We start from the raw sequence: 19,824 nt of genomic DNA, 5'->3' as shown, positions 1-19,824 counted from the left end.
CGGCCGGGTGGGGCGCTCAGATGAAGTTGAGGGCGGCCGCCCCGCCCACTCCCCCGAGCACCATGAACGCGGGCGTCAGCACCTTCAGCTCCACCCAGCTTCCGGCGCGGAACCGCATGCCCTTCGGCGGCCCGATCGGGTACCAGCGCTTGCGGCCCAGCGGGATCGGCCACAGGATCGGGCAGCCGGAGACGGTCAGCGCGTCGCCGATGTCATGGACGAGGGCGCCGAGGACGATCGGCAGCCCGAGCCAGAGGTACTCCTGGCCGGGGGCGCTGAAGAGCCAGTCCGAGCCGTTGCCCGGCTTGTCGAGGACGCCGGCCAGTATCCAGGCGCTGGTCGCGCCGAGCAGCCACACCAGGACGTCGCTGGACATCCGGGCGGCCCGCCACAGCAGTCCTTCGACGGCGAGCACGAGGTGGACGAAGAGAATGGCCAGGACTGCCCACCGGCCGCCGGTGATCGCCGCGGCGGAAGCCCCGGCGCCGATCAGCACCGCCCAGAGCCAGGTGTGCGTCAGAGTCCGGTGACCGCCGTTGCGGCGCGGGTCGCCGGAGCCCCGGGTCGCCTTGTAGACGGCGTGCGAGAGCTTGTCGACGATCTCGCAGAGTCCGCGGGAGACCGGTCCGAAGGCGCGCGAGATGGTCGCGGACTTGTGGTCGAGGTCCGGAGCGAGCGCGGCGCCCGCGGTGATCAGTGCACCGACGACCAGGACGGGCCACGGCATCGTATGACCCGCGGCTGCCGCCGCCGCGCCCACCCCCAGCCAGGCCGCCGCCCCGGACAGCGAGTGTGCCGGTCCCATCATGGTTCTTCCGCCCCCAAAGTTTGTCCGGCCGCCATCGCCGTTGCGATGCGGCCGAGTTGAGTGGGCAGCGTACCGTCCGTGATCTTCGTACGGTCGTCCGGTTCCCGCATCCGGGCGGAAGGCAGGCAAGATGGGGGCGTGACCCTTATCGATCAGCTGCCCCCGACCGACGACCCGGACGCCCTCTTCGAGGCCTTCTCGTCATGGACCGAGACCCAGGGCATCACCCTCTACCCTGCTCAGGAGGAGGCGCTGATCGAGGTGGTCTCCGGGGCGAACGTGATCCTTTCCACCCCCACGGGTTCCGGAAAGAGCCTGGTCGCGGCGGGTGCACACTTCACGGCTCTGGCCCAGGACAAGGTCACCTTCTACACCGCCCCGATCAAGGCGCTGGTCTCGGAGAAGTTCTTCGATCTGTGCAAGCTGTTCGGTACGGAGAATGTCGGCATGCTCACGGGCGACGCCTCCGTCAACGCGGACGCCCCGGTGATCTGCTGCACCGCCGAGGTGCTGGCCTCCATCGCGCTGCGCGACGGGAAGTACGCCGACATCGGCCAGGTCGTGATGGACGAGTTCCACTTCTATGCGGAAGCGGACCGCGGCTGGGCCTGGCAGATCCCGCTCCTGGAGCTGCCGCAGGCCCAGTTCATCCTGATGTCGGCCACGCTCGGTGACGTCAAGATGTTCGAGCAGGACCTCACCCGGCGCACCGGCCGTCCCACCTCCGTGATCCGCTCGGCGACCCGGCCGGTACCGCTGAGCTACGAGTACCGGCTGACCCCGATCACCGAGACGCTCACCGAGCTGCTGGACACCCGGCAGTCGCCCGTCTACATCGTGCACTTCACGCAGGCCGCGGCCGTCGAGCGGGCGCAGTCGCTGATGAGCATCAACATGTGCACCAAGGAGGAGAAGGAGAAGATCGCCGATCTGATCGGCAACTTCCGCTTCACCACGAAGTTCGGCCAGAACCTCTCCCGCTATGTGCGGCACGGCATCGGGGTGCATCACGCGGGCATGCTCCCGAAGTACCGCCGCCTGGTGGAGAAGCTCGCCCAGGCGGGTCTGCTGAAGGTGATCTGTGGTACGGACACGCTCGGCGTCGGCGTCAACGTCCCGATCCGCACAGTGCTGTTCACGGCGCTCACCAAGTACGACGGCACCCGGGTGCGTACGCTGCGCGCCCGTGAGTTCCACCAGATCGCCGGCCGCGCGGGCCGGGCCGGCTTCGACACGGCGGGCTTCGTCGTCGCGCAGGCGCCCGAGCACGTCATCGAGAACGAGAAGGCCGTCAAGAAGGCGGGCGACGACCCGAAGAAGAAGCGCAAGGTCGTCCGCAAGAAGGCTCCTGAGGGCTTCGTCGCCTGGTCGGAGACCACGTTCGACAAGCTGATCCAGTCCGATCCGGAGCCGCTGACCTCCCGCTTCCGGGTGACACACACCATGCTGCTGTCCGTGATCGCACGTCCCGGCAACGCCTTCGAGGCGATGCGGCGGCTGCTGGAGGACAACCACGAGCCGCGCCGCGCGCAGCTGCGCCACATCCGCCGGGCCATCGCGATCTACCGCTCCCTGCTGGACGGCGGCGTCGTGGAGCAGCTCGACAAGCCGGACACGGAGGGGCGCATCGTGCGGCTCACCGTCGATCTCCAGCAGGACTTCGCGCTCAGCCAGCCACTGTCCACGTTCGCGCTGGCCGCGTTCGACCTGCTCGACACCGAATCGCCGTCGTACGCCCTGGACATGGTCTCCGTCGTCGAGTCGACGCTCGACGACCCGCGGCAGATCCTCGCCGCCCAGCAGAACAAGGCGCGCGGCGAAGCGGTCGGCCAGATGAAAGCGGACGGTGTCGAGTACGAGGAGCGGATGGAGCGGCTCCAGGACGTCACGTACCCGAAGCCGCTGAGCGAGCTGCTGTGGCACGCGTACGACGTGTACCGAAAGAGCCACCCGTGGGTGGGCGACCACCCGGTCTCGCCGAAGTCCGTGATCCGGGACATGTACGAACGGGCCATGACCTTCACGGAGTTCACCTCGAACTACGAGCTGGCCCGCACCGAGGGGATCGTGCTGCGCTACCTGGCGAGCGCGTACAAGGCTCTTGAGCACACCATCCCGGACGACCTGAAGTCCGAGGACCTGGAGGATCTGATCGCCTGGCTCGGCGAGATGGTCCGGCAGGTGGACTCCAGTCTTCTCGACGAGTGGGAGCAGCTCGCCAACCCGGAGGTGGAGACCGCCGAGCAGGCACAGGAGCGGGCCGACGAGGTCAAGCCGGTCACCGCCAATGCCCGCGCCTTCCGGGTGCTGGTCCGCAACGCGATGTTCCGCCGGGTGGAGCTGGCCGCGCTGGACAAGGTCGCCGAGCTCGGCGAGCTGGACGGCGAGGCGGGCTGGGACGAGGACGCGTGGGGCGAGGCCATGGACGCGTACTGGGACGAGTACGAGGATCTGGGCACCGGCCCGGACGCCCGCGGTCCGAAGCTGCTGAAGATCGACGAGGACGCCGCGCACGGCCTGTGGCGGGTGCGGCAGACGTTCGCCGACCCGAACGGCGACCACGACTGGGGCATCAGCGCGGAGGTCGATCTGGCGGCCTCCGACGAAGAGGGCCGGGCGGTCGTCCGGGTCACCTCGGTCGGCCAGCTGTGAGCGTGACCGCCGCGACGGCACCTTTGCGAGAGTGGAGACGAACGGCATGACGAACCCCGCCGAGCGCCTGGTCGACCTGCTCGACCTGGAGCGGATCGAGGTCAACATCTTCCGGGGGCGCAGTCCCGAGGAGTCGCTGCAGCGGGTCTTCGGCGGCCAGGTCGCCGGGCAGGCACTGGTGGCGGCCGGCCGGACCACCGACGGGGACCGGCCGGTCCATTCGCTGCACGCCTACTTCCTGCGGCCGGGCCGCCCCGGCGTGCCGATCGTCTACGAGGTCGAGCGGGTCCGGGACGGGCGGTCGTTCACCACGCGCCGGGTCACCGCCGTGCAGGAGGGCCGGACGATCTTCAATCTGACGGCGTCCTTCCACCGGCAGGAGGGGGCGGGCTTCGAGCACCAGTTGCCGCCCGCCCGGACCGTTCCGGACCCCGAGCAGCTGCCCACCGTCGCCGAAGAGGTGCGCGAGCATCTCGGGGCGCTGCCGGACGCACTGGAGCGGATGGCCAGACGCCAGCCGTTCGACATCCGGTACGTGGACCGGCTGCGCTGGACGCAGGAGGAGATCAAGGACGCGGACCCGCGCAGCGCGGTCTGGATGCGTGCGGTCGGCCCGCTGGGCGACGATCCGCTCGTGCACACCTGCGCGCTGACGTACGCCAGCGACATGACGCTCCTCGACGCGGTCCGTATCCCGGTGGAACCCCTGTGGGGGCCGCGCGGATTCGACATGGCGTCGCTGGACCACGCGATGTGGTTCCACCGTCCGTTCCGGGCCGACGAATGGTTCCTGTACGACCAGGAGTCGCCCATCGCGACGGGCGGGCGGGGACTGGCGCGCGGCCGGATCTACGACCGGAGCGGCAATCTGCTGGTGTCCGTGGTGCAGGAGGGGTTGTTCCGCCGGCTGGGCACGTAGCCCGGCTCATGTGCCGGGCAGCGGGTCCTGTTCGACCTCGTGCCGGCGGGTGCGGATGTCCGGCGCGGCAGGGTGCAGTTTGGCGTCGCAGGCGGGGCCGAGCCCGGTGCGGCGTGATTCCCTGCCGGTGAGCGGGCGACCGCACAGGCGGCAGCGGACCGGACGGCGGCCGGTCGCCCGGTCGGGCTCGGCCGGGGCCTCGATGTCGTGCCCGGGGAACGGCTCAGGATTCTCCACGAATCGATCTTCTCAAGTCCGCGGTCTACCCTGCGACTTCCGAACGAAGCGCAACGGAGGAGTTCGCGGATGAGCAGCGTGCTGACCATGGAACCGGTCCCCCGGGACAAGAAGAGCGCGGCACCGGGCGCCGTCGATTCTGTCGGGCATGTCATCACGTACGCGGACACGCTCGGCGACCCGGCCCGGAACGTCGCCTACGTGGAGCGCGAACTGCCCCCGGGCGGCATACCGGCGTACCTGGCGGCCCGTAAGAACGGGACGCGTTCCTTCGTCCTGTGGGACGATCCGCAGCGCCGGGCGCGGCTGGCCACGGTGATCACCACGTCCGCCGGCGACGGCGTGGCGACGTATGAGGTACTCGGGGCCCAGGGCGAGCCCATCGGTACGTTCGTCCGCGAGAAGGCACTCTCCGGCAGCGGGCTGCGGACCCGTTGGACGGTCACGCAGACGGGTTGCCCCGAGGCCGTCGGCTACAAGGGGCGGATCTTCTGGTGGTACGTGTGGTGGCTGCTGTCCCCCGTTCAGGCGGTCATCATCGTGGGCAGCCTCCTCAGCGGCAGCGGTGATGTCGCCCGCGGGCCGCGTCGCATCTTCTGGCGGACCGCCACGGAGACCCCGCTGGAGTTCCAGGACGACCACCTCTTTCAGCACGCGCAGTGGTGCGACTGGCGGCTGGGCGCGGCTCTGGTGGCGCTCCTGCGCACCTTCGACAGCTGGCTGGGGACCCCCTGGGACGACAAGCGGGCGTGACGCGGACGGCATACCCGGGTCGCGCCGGCGGTCGCGGGCGTCGCGTGGCCCGTCGAGGGTCCGCGCGGATGGCACGGCCATGGTCGAACCGGGGCCGGCGGCCCGGGGCGAACCGTACGGTCCCTCGCTCGGCGCGGGAGGCCCCTGCCCGGATGTGCCGGCCGGTCGCGGTTCCGGAGCCACCGCGCGCCGCCCCGGGACGGGTCCATACCCCCGCTGTGCGGCACACGCGGTCCTCCGACTGCGGTGGCACCGTCCCCCAGCCCGTTGGCCCACCAGATGATGCCGGAGGCCGGGGCTACCCGTGATAATCGGAGAGGGGCAGCACACGTCGAGGGGCAGCACACGTCCGGGCGGTGAGGCGCCTGCGGCAGTCAGGAGAGTCTTCGATGCCCCAGGACGCCACGTCGACCCACCGCGCCGCGCCGCACCTGACACCCGAGGAACGGGCGGCCGCCGGAAAGGCCGCCCGCCGACGCACCCCCCGTTCGAGCCACGCCTCGTTCGCACCGCCGGCCGACCGGCCCGACCCGATGGGCATCCTCGAGGCCCAGTCCGCGACCAGGGTTCCGGAGCTCGTCCCGATCCGCCACAGCCGGATGGCCGAGTCGCCGTTCCACTTCTACCGGGGCGCCGCCGCGATCATGGCAGCCGATCTTGCCGCCACCCCCGATTCCGGGATCAGGGCCCAACTGTGCGGCGACGCACACCTGTTGAACTTCGGGCTGCTCGCCTCCCCGGAACGTCACCTGCTGTTCGACATCAACGACTTCGACGAAACGCTGCCGGGCCCCTGGGAGTGGGACGTCAAACGGCTGGCGGTCAGCCTTGTCGTCGCAGGGCGGGCGAACGGCTTCACGGAGCGGGAGAGCGCCGACATCGTGCCGGCAGCGGTGCGGTCGTACCGCGAGTCGATGATCCGGTTCGCGGGCATGCGCAACCTCGACGTCTGGTACACGAAGACTGATGTGGAACGCCTCCGGACCGTGGCGTCGCAGCAGCTGGCGAAACGTGGCCGCGAGAGCCTGAACCGTGCCATGGCCAAGGCCCGTACCCGGGACAGTCTGCAGGCCTTCGGCAAGCTGACCGAGATGGTCGACGGCCGGCTCCGGATCGCCGCGGATCCGCCCCTGCTCGCACCGCTCGCCGATCTGCTGCCCGGTGAGGAGCTCGATGCGACGATGGACTGGTTCCGCGAGCTGATCGGGAGCTACGCGCTGAGTCTCCCGTCGGACCGGCGGTTTCTGCTCCAGGACTTCCGGCTCGTGGACGTGGCCCGCAAGGTGGTCGGGGTCGGCAGCGTCGGCACGCGGTGCTGGATCATCCTGCTGCTCGGCAGGGACGACCGCGATCCGCTCTTCCTTCAGGCCAAGGAGGCCGGGACCTCCGTGCTCGCCCCATCCGTCGGCCCCAGCACGTACCGGAACCAGGGCGAGCGGGTGGTCGCCGGGCAGCGGTTGATGCAGGCGGCGAGCGACATCTTCCTCGGCTGGCAACGCACGGAAGGGACCGACGGGCGGCGCCGCGACTTCTATGTGCGGCAGCTGCGCGACTGGAAGGGCGCCATCGAGCCGGAGTCGATGGTGCCGGTCGGGATGCGGACGTTCGGTGAGGTCTGCGGCAGCACCTTGGCCCGCGCCCACGCGAGGTCCGGCGACCGGATCGCTATCGCCACGTATCTGGGACGCGGCGACTCCTTCGACCGTGCGATCGCACGGTTCGCGGAGACGTACGCCGACCTGAACGAGCGGGACCACCTGGCTCTGGTCGACGCGGTCCGCACGGGGCGCCTTCCCGCGTCCGAGCCGAACGGCCCGGTCGCAGCCCCGCGCGCACCGGACGCTCCGACGACGAGGAAACCATGACCATGTCGGCCGAGCCCGCCGGAGCATCCGCCACGGCGCCACCCGATCCCCTCGCGCTCATCCGTTCCCGTCGATACGTGGGACTGCTGCTGATGGCGGCTCTGCTCGGAGTCCCGATCTCGGCCGTGGCCTTCGGTTTCCTGGCGCTCACGCACGAACTCCAGGCGCTGACCTACTCCGATCTGCCGAAGGCTCTGGGCTTCCACGCCACGCCGTCGTGGTGGCCGCTGCCGCTGCTGGTCGTCGCCGGCCTGCTGGTCGGTGTGACGATCCGCTTCCTTCCGGGCACGGGCGGTCACAGACCGGCGGAGGGCCTGGCGCTCGCCGGGCCCCCACCGGCGGTGGAGCTGCCCGGCATCGCGATCGCGGCCCTGGCCTCCCTCGGTGCCGGTGCCGTCCTCGGGCCCGAGGCGCCACTCATCGCCCTCGGCGGCGGGCTGGCCGTGTGGACCGTGCGGCTGCTGAAGCGGGACATCGCGCCGAGCGCACGTGCGCTCGTGGGGGCTGCCGGCAGTTTCGCCGCTGTCAGCGCGCTGCTGGGGTCGCCGCTTCTAGGTGCGTTTCTCCTGATGGAGGCGTCGGGCCTGGCCGGGGCGATGCTCGGGATGGTGCTCGTGCCGGGACTGCTCGCCGCCGGTATCGGTTCGCTCATCTTCATCGGTCTCGGCTCGTGGACCGGTCTGGGGACATACTCCCTGGCACTGCACCATGTGCCGCGGGCCGAACCGCCCGACATCGCGCAGTTCGGCTGGGCCCTTGTCATCGGGCTGGCGGCGGCCGTCGTCGGCGAAGGGATCCGGCGGCTCGCCCTCCACCTGCAGGGGCGGGTCGAGCGAAGGACGGTGGTGGGCACCGTGCTGATGGGCCTGGCGGTCGGTGTCCTGGCCCTGGTGTATGCGGAAGGTTCGGGAAAGGACGCGTCCGAGATGCTGTACTCGGGGCAGAACGCTCTGGACCCCCTTCTTGCCGCCGGCACCGGGTACTCGGTGGGCGCGCTGCTCCTGCTCATCGTCTGCAAGGCGCTGGCGTACTGCGCGTCGCTGAGCAGTTTCCGGGGTGGTCCCGTCTTTCCCGCGATGTTCGTGGGAGCGGCGGGCGGAATCGCGCTCTCCCATCTCCCGGGGCTGAATCCGACGGCCGGGTTCGCCATGGGTATCGGGGCGATGTGCGTGGCGATGCTGAAGCTCCCGATGACCTCGGTGCTGCTGGCCACCCTGCTGCTGGGGTCGCCGGGGCTCACCGTCATGCCGCTGGTGATCCTCTCGGTGGTGGTCGCGTACGTCGTCTCGCTCCGGCTCGCCGCGGACCCGGCCACCGTCCCGCACGGGCCGCCCGCCGGTCCACTGCCGTGAACGTGCGCTTCAGGGACCGCGACGTGTCCTTCACAGCCGGGTGCGGCCGGACGGACTCGGCTCCGGCGGGGTGCCGTCCCCGAACGGGCGGCCCCCGAGCTGCTCGCGACGGTGCGGTGTCCCCCACCCGGAGAGATCGGGTCCCAGGGGCACGATGCCGGTGGGGTTGATCCCCGTGTGGACCCGGTAGTAGTGCTGCTTGATGTGGTCGAAGTCGACCGTGTCGCCGAATCCGGGGGTCTGGAACAGGTCCCTGGCGTAGGCCCACAGCACCGGGTCCTCGGTCAGTTTCGAGCGGTTGCACTTGAAGTGCCCGTGGTAGACGGCGTCGAAGCGGACGAGCGTGGTGAACAGCCGGATGTCCGCCTCCGTGAGAGTGTCCCCGACCAGATAGCGCCGGTCCGCGAGGCGTTCGGAGACCAGGTCGAGCCGGCGGAACACCGCGCGGTATGCGGCCTCGTACTCGTCCTGTTCAGTGGCGAATCCGGCCCGGTAGACACCGTTGTTCACATCGCGGTAGATACCGTCCATGACCTCGTCGATCTCGTCTCGCAGCCGTTCGGGGTAGAGATCGGGGGCCCCGGACCGGTGCAGCGCGGTCCACTCGGTCGCGAAGTCCAGGGTGATCTGCTGGAAGTCGTTGGTGACGAGCTTCCCGCTGGGTACGTCCACGATCGCGGGCACGCTGACGCCACCGGGGTAGCCGCGTTCGCGCGCTTCGTACGCCTCGCTCAGGTACACGATGCCGAGCACCGGGTCCCGTCCGCCCTCGTTCAGAGTGAAGCGCCAGCTGCGGTCGTCCTGGATCGGGTCGGCGACGGCGAGCGACAGGGCGTCTTCCAGGCCCAGGAGCCGCCGGGAGACGAGTGCCCGGCTCGCCCAGGGGCAGGCGCGGCTGACGACCAGCCGGTAGCGGCCCGCCTCGACCGGCCAGCCGTCCCTCCCGTCGGCCGTGATCCGGTCGGCGAAATGGCTCCTGGACCGTTTGAAGGTCGTGCGTCCGTACGCGGCGTTGCCGTGCGGCTCACTGCCGGTCGGGTTGCTCATTGTGGTCTCCCTTCCGGGCGGACGGACGGGTCGGACACGTCGCCCTATGTCTTCCGCCCCGCCGGGATGCCGCCACATCGGCCAGAGCCACGACGAGTGCCCCCATGACGAAGGCGACGGAGACGACGAGCCCGAGGTCGAACGCGGTGGTCCAGCCCTCGGAGGCCAGCTGGGCGAAGAAGACCGAGCCGACCGCGGCGATCCCGATCGCGGAGCCGACGCGCTGCCCGGTCTGGAGCGTGCCCCCGGCGCTCCCGCCGCCGACCACCGGCACCTGGGACAGAGTCAGGGTCAGGTTCGGGGCGATGACAAGGCCGCTGCCCACGCCCGCCAGGAGCAATGGGGCCGCCATCGCCCAGGCAACGCCGCGGCCCGGGACGACGTGCACGGCGAACGCGGTGGCCCCGAGTCCGACGACCACCATGGACAGCCCCACAACGACCAGCGGTCGGCCGTAGCGGCCGACCATCCGGCCGCCTGGTCCCGCGGCCGCCGCCGCCCCCAGAGCGAACGGTGTGATGGCCAGTCCGGCCTCGAGGGCGGTGCAGTGCAGGCCGGCCTGCAGATAGAGCGTGCTGATGAAGAAGATCGAGGTGAATCCGGCGAAGTACAGCAGGCTCAACAGGCAGCCCAGCCAGTAGGAGTGCAGCCGGAACAGCGACATGTCGAGGACCGGCGCGGTGCCGCGTCTGCCGCACCGGGACTCCCAGCCGACGAAGGCGGTGAGCAGAACCGCGGCCACGGCCAGCAGCAGCCACTTCTCGTTTCCGGGCCACTGCTGTTGCTGGACGAAGGGCAGCAGCAGGGCCAGCAGGCCCGCGCCGAGAAGGAGGACGCCGACGGGGTCCAGGTCGCGCGGCCGCACGCGGCCGGCCGACGGGGTGTCCGGCAGGAGGCGCCGGGCGAGCAGGAAGCAGACGACGCCGAGCGGCAGGTTGACGTAGAACACCCAGCGCCAACCGTCGGTCGGTCCGGCAGCCTGGATCAACAGCCCGCCCAGCAGGGGGCCGACGGCGGTTGAGATACCGACCACCGTGCTGAACATGCCGAAGGCGCGGCCCCGCTCCTGGCCTGAGAACATCTGCTGGATCAACGCGGAGATCTGCGGCGAGATCAAGGCTCCACCGATGCCCTGAATCACTCGGGCGACCACCAGCCAGAAACTGGTCGGGGCGGCTCCACAGGCCGCCGACGCCAGCGTGAACACCGCCAGTCCCGCCAGGAACACCACACGGCGCCCCCGGGCGTCGCCGAGCCGTCCGGCGGGGATGAGAAGGAGTCCGAAGACGAGGGAGTAGCCGGAGAGAACCCATTGCAGATCGGATTCCGGGCTTCGCAGGCCGTTCCGAATGGACGGCAGGGCGACGTTGACGATGGAAATGTCCAACAGCGTCATGAAGCCCGCCACCAGGCACACACCGAGTGCCTGCCAGCGGCGGGGGTCGGGCGCCGGGGCCGCCCCGCCCCCCGCCACACCTTCCTTGGACATTGTGCTCTCCGGCATGATTCGCACCTTAGGCGGCGTTTCCGGGTTCCGTCGGCCCGACAGGGCCGACTGCCGTAATCGTTCGCCGCCCGGGAGAAGGTGCCAGGCCGCCGGGCAGGCCCCGGGTCGGAGTCAGGCCCTCAGAGCCTCGTCCGCTTCTCGGTGCATGCCCGTGCACAGCGCCCAGACGATGAAGATGTTGACGGCGACCAGCACTATGGCCCACAGGGGGTAGTACGGGATCCACAGGAAGTTGGCGATCGCGCCCAGCCCGGCGACGGCGACACCGAAGTAGCGTGCCCACAGGGCTCCGCTGAGCACGGCGCAGCCGGCGAGGACGATAACGATGCCGAGTATGAGGTGGACCCAGCCCCAGCCCGTCAGGCTGAACTGGAACACGTAGTGGCGCGTCGCGAGGAAGATGTCGTCCTTGGAGATGGCCGCGATCCCCTCGAGGATCGCCATCGCTCCACCGAAGATCATCAGGGATGATGCCAGGACGGTGGTCCCCGATGTGGGCGCGTGCGTGGGGCTCGGGTAGGCGCGGGCCGCTCGGGGTCCGGTGGTGTCGCTGGCCATGTCGGCCTCCTTGAGTGGCGGTGCCCTCGGTCCGGCCGAGCAGGCCGGACCGGGCGGGATCCCCCGTCTCAGCCTGACACGGCGGCTCCCCGTAGGCACTTCGGCCGACGACGCCCAGCTCCTCTCACATCAGGGATAAGATCTCTCATGTGAGACAGTCTGACGTGGTGGAGCCGATGTCCGTCGATGCCCGGCTTGCCGCCCGGCTGGGTGAGCTCCGCACCGAGCGCGGCTGGTCGCTGGACGAACTGTCCCGGCGCAGCGGCGTCAGCCGCTCGACACTGTCGCGCCTGGAGCGCGGCGAGCTGAGTCCGACCGCCGCCCAGCTGGGACGGCTGTGCACGGTGTACGGGCGGACGATGTCGAGGCTGCTGACGGAGGTGGAGGCGGAACCGCCGCAGCTGGTGCCGGCCGAGCGCCAGCCGGTGTGGCGGGACGAGGCGTCGGGATTCGTCCGCCGCTCGGTCTCACCGCCGCACGCCGGACTGCGCGCCGAGATCATCGAGGGAACGCTCGACGCGGGCGCCGCCATCGCCTACGACGACGCCCCCGTGCCCGGTCTTGAGCAGCACATCTGGGTGCTGCACGGGACGGTCGAGATCACCGTCGAGAACACCGTGCACACCGTGCACCAGGGCGACTGTCTGCGGTTCCGGCTGCGCGGACCCTCGCATTTCCACTGCCCGGGCCCGAACCCGGTCCGCTATGCCCTGATGATCGTTCTGCCGTGAGAGGACCCTGTCATGACCGAGATCGTCCCCGTGTCCGGCCCCGAGCTGGTCACATACGCCGATGAGCTCGCCGCTCTCCTGGTGGAGACGGTGGAGGGCGGTGCGTCGGTGGGGTTCCTTGCGCCCCTGGACCGCGATGCGGCCGCCGCCTGGTGGCGGGGGCGTGCCGCGGCCGTCGATGCCGGACATCAGCGCGTCTGGCTCGCCCGCGACGGCGAGCGGCTGGCCGGGACCATCGGCCTGAACCTGGCTCCGCTGCCGAACGCCCGGCATCGCGCCGAGGTGACGAAGGTGATGGTGCGCCCCTCGGTGCGCGGCCGGGGGCTGGGCCGGGCGCTGCTGGCCACCGCCGAGCAGGCGGCAGCAAGCACCGGTCTGACGCTGCTCGTCCTGGACACCGAAACCGGCAGCCCCGCCGAGCGGCTCTACCGCTCGGCGGGCTGGATGGAGTGCGGGTCCATTCCGGACTACGCCGGAGACCCCGCCGGGGTTCTGAAGCCGACCACCTTCTACTACAAGGTGATCGGCGCGGCGGGCGCCGGTACGGACGGTCGGGCAACGAGTCCTTCGACGTCCTTGTAGGCGACGCCGTCCTTCATGACGAGCAGGATGTTCGCCGGGTCGCCGAGTGCGTGGACGTCGGTGAGCGGGTTGCCGCGGGCGATGACGACATCGGCGCGGCCGAGCACGCCGATCTGGTGACGTCGATCGGCGAGACCGGACGGATGTCGCGATCGGGCCGTCGGCTTCGTGCCGATGAACCTGTGGGCGTAAGAATGGCGTCGGAAGCGACTTACAAGGAGACCCTCATGACGCTGTACGACATTCCGCTCCACACGCTCACCGGCGAGCCGACCACCCTCGGCGCCTACCGCGGCCAGGCGGTCCTGCTGGTGAACGTCGCCTCCAAGTGCGGGCTCACCCCGCAGTACGCGGGCCTGGAGCGGCTGCAGAAGGAGTACGGGGACCGGGGCTTCACCGTGCTCGGTGTTCCGTGCAACCAGTTCGCGGGCCAGGAGCCGGGCAGCGCGGAGGAGATCCAGACGTTCTGCTCGACGACGTACGGAGTCAGCTTCCCGCTCCTGGAGAAGGTCGACGTCAACGGTGACGGACGGCACCCGCTGTATGCGGAGCTGACGCAGCTCGCGGACGCGGACGGCGAGGCGGGTGACGTGCAGTGGAACTTCGAGAAGTTCCTGATCTCCCCGTCCGGCGAGCCGGTGGCCCGCATCCGCCCCCGCACGGAACCGGAGGCGCCGGAGCTCGTTGCGGCAATCGAGGCCCTGCTGCCCGCCTGACGGGCGGTGTTGTGCCGGGCGGCCTGATGGCCGGCCCGCCCGGCACGACCTCACCCCGGCCGGACACACGATCAAGCCCGTCCGGCGATTGAGGACAAAGCGGCGCCGGAGGCACCGCAACCGCTCCGGCGCCCCCGCACACCCAACCCCCGCGGCACAGCGCTAGCGAATCGGCATGCCCGACAGCGTGCGCGCAATCACCAGCCGCTGAATCTCGCTCGTACCCTCGAAGATCGTGTAGATGGCCGCGTCCCGGTGCATCCGCTCCACCGGGTATTCACGGGTGAAGCCGTTGCCGCCGAGGATCTGGATCGCCTGCGCGGTGACCTTCTTCGCCGTTTCGCTCGCGTACAGCTTGGACATGGAGCCCTCGGCCGACTCGAACGGCTTCCCTGTGGTCGCCATCCAGGACGCCCGCCAGACGAGCAGCCTGGCCGCGTCGATCTGCGTCCGCATGTCCGCGAGCTGGAACGCGACGCCCTGGTTGTCGATGATCGGACGGCCGAACTGGGTCCGGGTCATCGCGTAGTCCAGCGCGACCTCGTACGCGGCGCGCGCGGTGCCGACCGCCATCGCGCCGACCGCCGGGCGGGACGCCTCGAACGTGGCCATCGCCGCGTTCTTCACGCGCTCGCCACCGGACTGGGCGCGCTCGCGGGCCCGGGCCAGGCGCTGGTCCAACTTCTCCTTGCCGCCGAGCAGGCAGTGACCCGGGACACGGACGTCCTCCAGAACGACCTCGGCCGTGTGAGAGGCCCTGATGCCGTGCTTCTTGAACTTCTGGCCCTGCGAGAGCCCCGGGGTGTTCGGCGGCACGATGAAGGAGGCGTGGCCCTTGGATCCGAGCTCCGAGTCGACCACGGCGACGACGACGTGGACATTGGCGATGCCGCCGTTGGTCGCCCAGGTCTTGGTGCCGTTCAGCACCCACTCGTCCTTGGCCTGGTCGTACACCGCACGGGTCCGCATCGAGGCGACGTCGGAGCCGGCGTCCGGCTCCGAGGAGCAGAAGGCGGCGACCTTCACATCGTTCGCATCGCCGTACATCTGGGGGATCCAGGTGCCGATCTGCTCCTCGGTGCCGTTGGCGAGGACGCCGACGGCCGCCAGGCCCGTACCCACGATCGACAGGGCGATGCCCGCGTCGCCCCAGAACAGTTCCTCCATCGCCATCGGGATGCCGAGCCCCGTCGGGTCGAAGAACTGCTGGGCGTAGAAGTCGAGGGAGTAGATGCCGACCTTGGCCGCCTCCTGAATGACGGGCCAGGGCGTTTCCTCACGCTCGTCCCACTCCGAAGCAGCCGGACGGATCACATCCGCGGCGAAGCCGTGAAGCCAGTCACGGACCTGCTTCTGGTCGTCGTTGAGATCGAGCGTGAACTCGGTCATGTTCCCCTCCATGCACTACCGTAAAAATCACCGTTACTTGCGGTAACCGAAGTCTGTTACCGACAAGTAGCCTCTGTCAACCGGTCAGACTCCGATCGGCACCACCGATGGTCAGGGTGTTACGTTGCGCAGGCGTAACGGACTTGCATGGCCAATTGCACGGCCAGGGTGGGGAGAGGCGACATGGAGACCACACGACAGGCCGAAAGACAGCGGACCGCGGCCGAGCAGCGCCGCCGGGAGCTGCTGGAGGCCGCCGACCGCGTGGTGCTCAGAGACGGGCCCAAGGCCTCGATGAACGCCATCGCGGCGGAGGCCGGGATCACCAAGCCCATCCTGTACCGGCACTTCGGCGACAAGGGCGGCCTCTACCGCGCGCTCGCCAAGCGCCACACCGACGCGCTGCTGAGCGCGCTGCGGGCCGCACTCGACGCCCCCGCCGAGCGCCGCCAGAGGGTGGAGGCGACGCTCGACACCTATCTCGCGGCCATCGAGGCCCGCCCGCAGGTCTACCGCTTCCTGATGCACCCGTCCGACGACGCCGCCCCCTCCCCCGAGCAGGGCTTCGACGTCGGGCGCCACTCCGCCCCGCTGTTGCGCCGGCTCGGCGAAGAGCTCGCCCTGGTCATCGCCGAGCGGGTGGACCTGGGCCCGGACAGCGAGGAGATGGCCCGCATCTGGGGCCATGGCATCGTCGGCATGATGCACGCGGCGGGCGACTGGTGGCTGGGCGAACGCCCCTGCTCACGCGCCCAGTTGGTACGCAGCCTGGCCGATCTGCTGTGGGGCAGGCTGGCCGCCGCGGGCGACCTTCCGGGCGGGCCCGGCTTCTGACGGCGGGAGAGCGTGGTCAGTCGGTACGTCCCCAGGGCGCCCGGCGGGCCGCGCGCAGTGCCCTCGCCCGGCGCAGCCCGGTCAGCCGGTCCGTGTAGACGGTTCCTTCGAGGTGGTCGCACTCGTGCTGGAGACAGCGCGCGAACCAGCCCGTGCCGTCGACCCGCACCGGCTCCCCGTCGACGGTCACGCCCTCCACCACCGCATGGTCGAAGCGTGGGGTACCGGCTTCCAGGCCGGGAAGCGAGAGGCAGCCCTCCGGTCCGCGTACCGTGATGCCGTCCGCCTCGACCAGCTTCGGATTGACGAGATGGCCGAGGTGACGGACGTCGTCGTCGTCGGGACAGTCGTAAACGAACACCCGCAGCGGTATGCCGATCTGATTGGCAGCGAAACCGACCCCCTGCGCCGCATACATCGTGGCGAACATGTCCTCGACGAGCCGGGCGAGCGACGGACCGAAGTCGGTGACGTCCTCGCAGGCGCCGTGGAGCACCGGGTCACCGAGCAGAGTCATGGCGCGGACGAGTCCGGAACTGCCGGGGATCGGGCGGTTTCGCATGGCCGCCATCGTACGTTCCACGTGACCTCCGCCTTCCTGGTGGTGCCGTGGTGCGGTCGCCGCGCCGGACATCGATAGGCTGGGCACGGACCGATGCAAGGAGGATCTAGGACGATGGCAGGCAACACGGAGCCGTTGTCGCCGCGGGCCAAGCTGGCGGTGACGGCGGGCAAGGCCGCAGCGGCGGTGTCGCGCGCTGCGGGGCGCGGCAGCGGATCGGTGATCGGCGGCCGGGTGGCGCTCAAGCTCGACCCCGACCTGCTGGGGCGGCTGGCGCAGCACCTGGACGTGATCCTCGTGTCGGCGACGAACGGCAAGACCACGACGACCCGGCTGATCGCCGAGGCACTGCGGGCCGCCGGCCCGGTCGTGTCGAACGCGCTCGGCGCCAACATGCCCGCGGGTATCACCTCGGCCCTGGCCGGTGGCTCGGACGCGAAGTACGGCGTGATCGAGGTCGACGAGAAATACCTCGCCGGCGTCGCGCGGGACACCACACCCAAGGTGATCGCGCTGCTCAACCTCTCGCGCGACCAGCTGGACCGCGCCGCGGAAACCCGGATGCTGGCCGAGAAGTGGCGTGAGGGGCTGACTGGCTCGAAGGCCGTGATCGTCGCCAACGCCGACGACCCGCTGATCGTCTGGGCGGCGTCCTCCTCCCCCAACGTGGTGTGGGTCGCGGCCGGGCAGGCGTGGAAGGACGACGCCTGGTCCTGCCCGTCCTGCGGCGGTGTGATGCAGCGCCCCGGAGACGACTGGTTCTGCGGCGAATGCGGTTTCCGCCGTCCCACCCCGAGCTGGGTGCTGCACGGCGACTACGTCCTGGACCCGCACGGCTCGGCGTGGCCGATCCACCTGCAGCTCCCCGGCCGCGCGAACAAGGCGAACGCCACCAGCTCGGCCGCCGTCGCGGCCGTCTTCGGTGTGCCGCCGCAGGTCGCCCTGGAGCGCATGTATCAGGTGCAGGCCGTCGCCGGCCGCTACGACGTGGTCTCCTTCCTCGGCCGTGAGCTGCGGCTCCTGCTGGCGAAGAACCCGGCGGGCTGGCTCGAAACGTTTTCCCTGATCGACCCGCCGCCCACGCCGGTGATCCTCTCCGTCAACGCCCGGGGCGCGGACGGCACGGACACCTCCTGGCTGTGGGACGTCGACTACACCCAGCTCGCGGGCCACCCGATCTTCGTGCTCGGCGACCGCAAGCTGGACCTCGCGGTCCGCCTCGAAGTGGCCGGTCTCGACTTCCGGGTCTGCGAGAACCTCGACGAGGCCGTGCAGCAGGCCCCGCCCGGCCGTATCGAGGTCATCGCCAACTACACCGCCTTCCAGGATCTGCGCCGTCGTGTCGGCAACTGACCCCGGCCCCGGCCACCTCCGGAGAGGACGAAGCATGAGCAACAACGGTCTGCGTCTGGTCTGGGTCTACCCCGACCTGCTGAGCACCTACGGCGACCAGGGCAACGCCCTGGTGGTGGAGCGCCGGGCGCGGCAGCGCGGTCTCGACGTGCAGCGCGTCGACGTCCGCAGCGACCAGCCGATCCCGACGTCCGGCGACATCTATCTGATCGGCGGCGGTGAGGACCGGCCGCAGCGCCTCGCCGCGGAGCGGCTGCGCCGTGACGGCGGCCTCAGCCGGGCCGCGTCCAACGGCGCGATCATCTTCTCGGTCTGCGCCGGATACCAGATCCTCGGCCACGAGTTCATCAACGACCTCGGTGAGCGCGAGCCCGGTCTCGGTCTGCTCGACGTGGTCTCCACGCGTGGCGAGGGTGCCCGGTGCGTCGGTGACGTACTGGCCGACATCGATCCGCAGCTGGGCCTGCCGCCGCTCACCGGTTTCGAGAACCACCAGGGCGTCACTCATCTCGGCCCGACGGCGCGGCCGTTCGCCCGGGTGAAGCTCGGCCGGGGCAACGGCACGGGTGACGGCACCGAGGGTGCGTACAACGACACGGTCTTCGGTACGTACATGCACGGGCCCGTGATGGCCCGTAACCCGATGATCGCGGACCTGCTCCTGAAGCTGGCCCTGGACGTCAACGCGCTGCCGCCGACGGACGACCGCTGGTACGAGGCGCTGCGCGCCGAGCGCATCGCGTCGGCCACCCAGCCCGCGTGACCCGCATGGCCCGCATGACGCATATTTCGCTCAACTGAGCGGAGTCCAGCAGGCGGACGCCTGGTTCGGTCCCGCCACCCTGCGCCGGTAGGGTGGCAGGGATCCAACCGGACGACGTGGTCCGGTCGTCGGCCCACGTTGCAAAGGTTTCCCGGGCAATGCGTATTGGTGTGCTCACCTCCGGCGGCGACTGCCCCGGCCTCAATGCCGTCATCCGTTCCGTCGTGCACCGCGCGGTGGTCGACCACGGCGACGAGGTCATCGGCTTCCACGACGGGTGGAAGGGCCTCCTCGAGTGCGACTACCGGAAGCTCGACCTCGACGCGGTCGGCGGCATTCTCGCCCGCGGCGGTACGATCCTCGGCTCGTCCCGGGTCCAGCCCGCACACCTGCGGGGCGGCGTCGAACAGGCCAAGGGCCATGTCGCCGATCTCGGTCTCGACGCGATCATCCCGATCGGCGGCGAGGGCACGCTGAAGGCGGCTCATCTGCTCTCCGAGGCGGGGCTGCCGATCGTCGGCGTGCCGAAGACCATCGACAACGACATCGCGTCGACCGATGTGACCTTCGGCTTCGACACCGCGGTCGGCGTGGCCACCGAGGCCCTCGACCGGCTGAAGACCACCGCCGAGTCGCACCAGCGGGTCCTGATCGTCGAGGTCATGGGCCGCCACACCGGCTGGATCGCACTCCACTCGGGCATGGCGGCCGGTGCGCACGCCATCGTCGTGCCGGAGCGCCCCTTCGACATGGACGAGCTGACCGAGCTGGTCGGCAAGCGCTTCTCGGCGGGCAAGAAGTTCGCGATCGTCGTCGTCGCCGAGGGCGCCAAGCCGCGCGCGGGCTCCATGGAGTTCGAGCAGGGCACCAAGGACATCTACGGCCACGAGCGGTTCACCGGGATCGCCACGCAGCTCTCCATCGAGCTGGAGCAGCGCCTGGGCAAGGAGGCCCGCCCGGTGATACTCGGCCATGTCCAGCGCGGCGGCACCCCGACCGCGTACGACCGGGTCCTGGCGACCCGCTTCGGCTGGCACGCGGTCGAGGCGGCGCACCGTAGCGAGTTCGGCATGATGACGGCGCTGCGCGGCACGGACATCACCATGGTGCCGCTGGCCCAGGCCGTGGAGACCCTGAAGACGGTCCCGGCCGAGCGGTACGCCGAGGCCGAGTGCGTGCTCTGAGCAACACCAGCA

20 protein-coding genes are annotated in these 19,824 nt (G+C 70.3%); 12 read left to right on the top strand and 8 right to left on the bottom strand.

Translation table 11 applies throughout. The features are described 5' to 3' along the window. Window positions 1-16: 16 nt before the first annotated feature. On the bottom strand, window positions 17-808 hold the full coding sequence (locus OG972_RS35355; RefSeq protein WP_266988548.1) for a metal-dependent hydrolase: 792 nt from the start codon (window positions 806-808) through the stop codon (window positions 17-19). 138 nt (window positions 809-946) lie between these two features. On the opposite strand from OG972_RS35355, the gene OG972_RS35350 reads away from it, so the two are divergent. Next, window positions 947-3,460, top strand: coding sequence for an RNA helicase (locus tag OG972_RS35350; protein WP_266988546.1), 2,514 nt, complete (start codon window positions 947-949; stop codon window positions 3,458-3,460). A 46-nt stretch (window positions 3,461-3,506) separates the two neighbouring features. Beyond that, the gene (locus OG972_RS35345) at window positions 3,507-4,379 is read left to right on the top strand and encodes an acyl-CoA thioesterase II (RefSeq protein ID WP_266988544.1); all 873 of its coding nucleotides are present in this window, start codon (window positions 3,507-3,509) and stop codon (window positions 4,377-4,379) included. Window positions 4,380-4,385: 6 nt separating this feature from the next. Here the strand turns inward: OG972_RS35345 and OG972_RS35340 are convergent, their stop codons facing one another. Then, window positions 4,386-4,583: a DUF6011 domain-containing protein gene (locus OG972_RS35340; RefSeq protein WP_266990908.1), complete on the bottom strand. Its 198-nt coding sequence runs from the start codon at window positions 4,581-4,583 to the stop codon at window positions 4,386-4,388. Between the two features lie 102 nt (window positions 4,584-4,685). Between OG972_RS35340 and OG972_RS35335 the strand changes: the two genes are divergently transcribed. From OG972_RS35335 to OG972_RS35325, 3 genes are all read left to right on the top strand, one after another. Beyond that, entirely contained in the window at window positions 4,686-5,369 is a 684-nt protein-coding gene (locus tag OG972_RS35335; protein WP_266988542.1) for a hypothetical protein, read from the top strand. Between the two features lie 389 nt (window positions 5,370-5,758). After that, entirely contained in the window at window positions 5,759-7,234 is a 1,476-nt protein-coding gene (locus tag OG972_RS35330; protein WP_266988540.1) for a DUF2252 domain-containing protein, read from the top strand. A 2-nt stretch (window positions 7,235-7,236) separates the two neighbouring features. Further along, the gene (locus OG972_RS35325; protein ID WP_266988538.1) at window positions 7,237-8,586 is read left to right on the top strand and encodes a chloride channel protein; all 1,350 of its coding nucleotides are present in this window, start codon (window positions 7,237-7,239) and stop codon (window positions 8,584-8,586) included. A gap of 30 nt (window positions 8,587-8,616) precedes the next feature. On the opposite strand, the gene OG972_RS35320 is transcribed toward OG972_RS35325, so the two are convergent. From OG972_RS35320 to OG972_RS35310, 3 genes are all read right to left on the bottom strand, one after another. Then, window positions 8,617-9,633 carry a glutathione S-transferase family protein gene (locus tag OG972_RS35320; protein WP_266988536.1) on the bottom strand — a complete coding sequence of 339 codons (1,017 nt, stop codon included), beginning with the start codon at window positions 9,631-9,633 and terminating at the stop codon, window positions 8,617-8,619. Continuing rightward, the gene (locus tag OG972_RS35315) at window positions 9,611-11,137 is read right to left on the bottom strand and encodes an MFS transporter (protein WP_266988534.1); all 1,527 of its coding nucleotides are present in this window, start codon (window positions 11,135-11,137) and stop codon (window positions 9,611-9,613) included. Before OG972_RS35315 ends, OG972_RS35320 begins: the two co-directional genes overlap by 23 nt. 114 nt (window positions 11,138-11,251) lie before the next feature. Beyond that, complete coding sequence (locus tag OG972_RS35310; protein ID WP_266990906.1) at window positions 11,252-11,602, bottom strand: hypothetical protein; 351 nt, start codon at window positions 11,600-11,602, stop codon at window positions 11,252-11,254. A gap of 272 nt (window positions 11,603-11,874) precedes the next feature. On the opposite strand from OG972_RS35310, the gene OG972_RS35305 reads away from it, so the two are divergent. After that, window positions 11,875-12,429 carry a helix-turn-helix domain-containing protein gene (locus OG972_RS35305; protein ID WP_266990904.1) on the top strand — a complete coding sequence of 185 codons (555 nt, stop codon included), beginning with the start codon at window positions 11,875-11,877 and terminating at the stop codon, window positions 12,427-12,429. A gap of 12 nt (window positions 12,430-12,441) precedes the next feature. Then, a complete protein-coding gene (locus OG972_RS35300) occupies window positions 12,442-13,011 on the top strand; it encodes a GNAT family N-acetyltransferase (protein WP_266988532.1) in 570 nt (189 codons plus the stop codon). On the opposite strand, the gene OG972_RS35295 is transcribed toward OG972_RS35300, so the two are convergent. Next, window positions 12,942-13,118, bottom strand: a complete 177-nt coding sequence (locus tag OG972_RS35295) for a hypothetical protein (RefSeq protein WP_266988530.1) — start codon at window positions 13,116-13,118, stop codon at window positions 12,942-12,944. The genes OG972_RS35300 and OG972_RS35295 overlap by 70 nt on opposite strands. Window positions 13,119-13,238: 120 nt before the next feature. Between OG972_RS35295 and OG972_RS35290 the strand changes: the two genes are divergently transcribed. Beyond that, complete coding sequence (locus tag OG972_RS35290) at window positions 13,239-13,727, top strand: glutathione peroxidase (RefSeq protein WP_266988528.1); 489 nt, start codon at window positions 13,239-13,241, stop codon at window positions 13,725-13,727. Between the two features lie 162 nt (window positions 13,728-13,889). Here OG972_RS35290 and OG972_RS35285 read toward each other — a convergent pair whose 3' ends face one another. After that, on the bottom strand, window positions 13,890-15,116 hold the full coding sequence (locus tag OG972_RS35285) for an acyl-CoA dehydrogenase family protein (RefSeq protein WP_266988526.1): 1,227 nt from the start codon (window positions 15,114-15,116) through the stop codon (window positions 13,890-13,892). Between the two features lie 183 nt (window positions 15,117-15,299). Between OG972_RS35285 and OG972_RS35280 the strand changes: the two genes are divergently transcribed. Continuing rightward, the gene (locus tag OG972_RS35280; protein WP_266988524.1) at window positions 15,300-15,950 is read left to right on the top strand and encodes a TetR family transcriptional regulator; all 651 of its coding nucleotides are present in this window, start codon (window positions 15,300-15,302) and stop codon (window positions 15,948-15,950) included. A gap of 16 nt (window positions 15,951-15,966) precedes the next feature. On the opposite strand, the gene def is transcribed toward OG972_RS35280, so the two are convergent. Then, on the bottom strand, window positions 15,967-16,512 hold the full coding sequence (gene def / locus OG972_RS35275; RefSeq protein WP_266988522.1) for a peptide deformylase: 546 nt from the start codon (window positions 16,510-16,512) through the stop codon (window positions 15,967-15,969). Window positions 16,513-16,626: 114 nt separating this feature from the next. Between def and OG972_RS35270 the strand changes: the two genes are divergently transcribed. The 3 genes from OG972_RS35270 (at window position 16,627) to OG972_RS35260 (ending at window position 19,812) form a co-directional block, all read left to right on the top strand. Then, window positions 16,627-17,865: a MurT ligase domain-containing protein gene (locus tag OG972_RS35270; RefSeq protein ID WP_266988520.1), complete on the top strand. Its 1,239-nt coding sequence runs from the start codon at window positions 16,627-16,629 to the stop codon at window positions 17,863-17,865. Between the two features lie 34 nt (window positions 17,866-17,899). Next, window positions 17,900-18,628 (top strand): type 1 glutamine amidotransferase, encoded by a 729-nt coding sequence (locus OG972_RS35265; RefSeq protein WP_266988518.1) that lies wholly within the window; start codon window positions 17,900-17,902, stop codon window positions 18,626-18,628. A gap of 158 nt (window positions 18,629-18,786) precedes the next feature. Then, a complete protein-coding gene (locus OG972_RS35260) occupies window positions 18,787-19,812 on the top strand; it encodes a 6-phosphofructokinase (protein WP_266988516.1) in 1,026 nt (341 codons plus the stop codon). The last annotated feature ends 12 nt before the right edge of the window (window positions 19,813-19,824 follow it).

This window comes from Streptomyces sp. NBC_01669, from assembly GCF_026339735.1.
GTDB lineage: Bacteria > Actinomycetota > Actinomycetes > Streptomycetales > Streptomycetaceae > Streptomyces > Streptomyces yanii.
This window is presented reverse-complemented; position numbering and strand designations above follow the sequence as displayed.

Bases quoted from the DNA above. Each gene is read 5' to 3' on its own strand.
- OG972_RS35320 (WP_266988536.1), bottom strand. From the start codon at position 9,633: ATGAGCAACCCGACCGGCAGTGAGCCGCACGGCAACGCCGCGTACGGA.
- OG972_RS35260 (WP_266988516.1), top strand. From the start codon at position 18,787: ATGCGTATTGGTGTGCTCACCTCCGGCGGCGACTGCCCCGGCCTCAAT.
- OG972_RS35280 (WP_266988524.1), top strand. From the start codon at position 15,300: ATGGAGACCACACGACAGGCCGAAAGACAGCGGACCGCGGCCGAGCAG.
- OG972_RS35290 (WP_266988528.1), top strand. From the start codon at position 13,239: ATGACGCTGTACGACATTCCGCTCCACACGCTCACCGGCGAGCCGACC.
- OG972_RS35265 (WP_266988518.1), top strand. From the start codon at position 17,900: ATGAGCAACAACGGTCTGCGTCTGGTCTGGGTCTACCCCGACCTGCTG.
- OG972_RS35345 (WP_266988544.1), top strand. From the start codon at position 3,507: ATGACGAACCCCGCCGAGCGCCTGGTCGACCTGCTCGACCTGGAGCGG.
- OG972_RS35315 (WP_266988534.1), bottom strand. From the start codon at position 11,137: ATGCCGGAGAGCACAATGTCCAAGGAAGGTGTGGCGGGGGGCGGGGCG.
- OG972_RS35310 (WP_266990906.1), bottom strand. From the start codon at position 11,602: ATGATCTTCGGTGGAGCGATGGCGATCCTCGAGGGGATCGCGGCCATC.
- OG972_RS35355 (WP_266988548.1), bottom strand. From the start codon at position 808: ATGATGGGACCGGCACACTCGCTGTCCGGGGCGGCGGCCTGGCTGGGG.
- OG972_RS35270 (WP_266988520.1), top strand. From the start codon at position 16,627: ATGGCAGGCAACACGGAGCCGTTGTCGCCGCGGGCCAAGCTGGCGGTG.
- def (WP_266988522.1), bottom strand. From the start codon at position 16,512: ATGCGAAACCGCCCGATCCCCGGCAGTTCCGGACTCGTCCGCGCCATG.
- OG972_RS35305 (WP_266990904.1), top strand. From the start codon at position 11,875: ATGTCCGTCGATGCCCGGCTTGCCGCCCGGCTGGGTGAGCTCCGCACC.
- OG972_RS35300 (WP_266988532.1), top strand. From the start codon at position 12,442: ATGACCGAGATCGTCCCCGTGTCCGGCCCCGAGCTGGTCACATACGCC.
- OG972_RS35335 (WP_266988542.1), top strand. From the start codon at position 4,686: ATGAGCAGCGTGCTGACCATGGAACCGGTCCCCCGGGACAAGAAGAGC.
- OG972_RS35330 (WP_266988540.1), top strand. From the start codon at position 5,759: ATGCCCCAGGACGCCACGTCGACCCACCGCGCCGCGCCGCACCTGACA.
- OG972_RS35325 (WP_266988538.1), top strand. From the start codon at position 7,237: ATGTCGGCCGAGCCCGCCGGAGCATCCGCCACGGCGCCACCCGATCCC.
- OG972_RS35285 (WP_266988526.1), bottom strand. From the start codon at position 15,116: ATGACCGAGTTCACGCTCGATCTCAACGACGACCAGAAGCAGGTCCGT.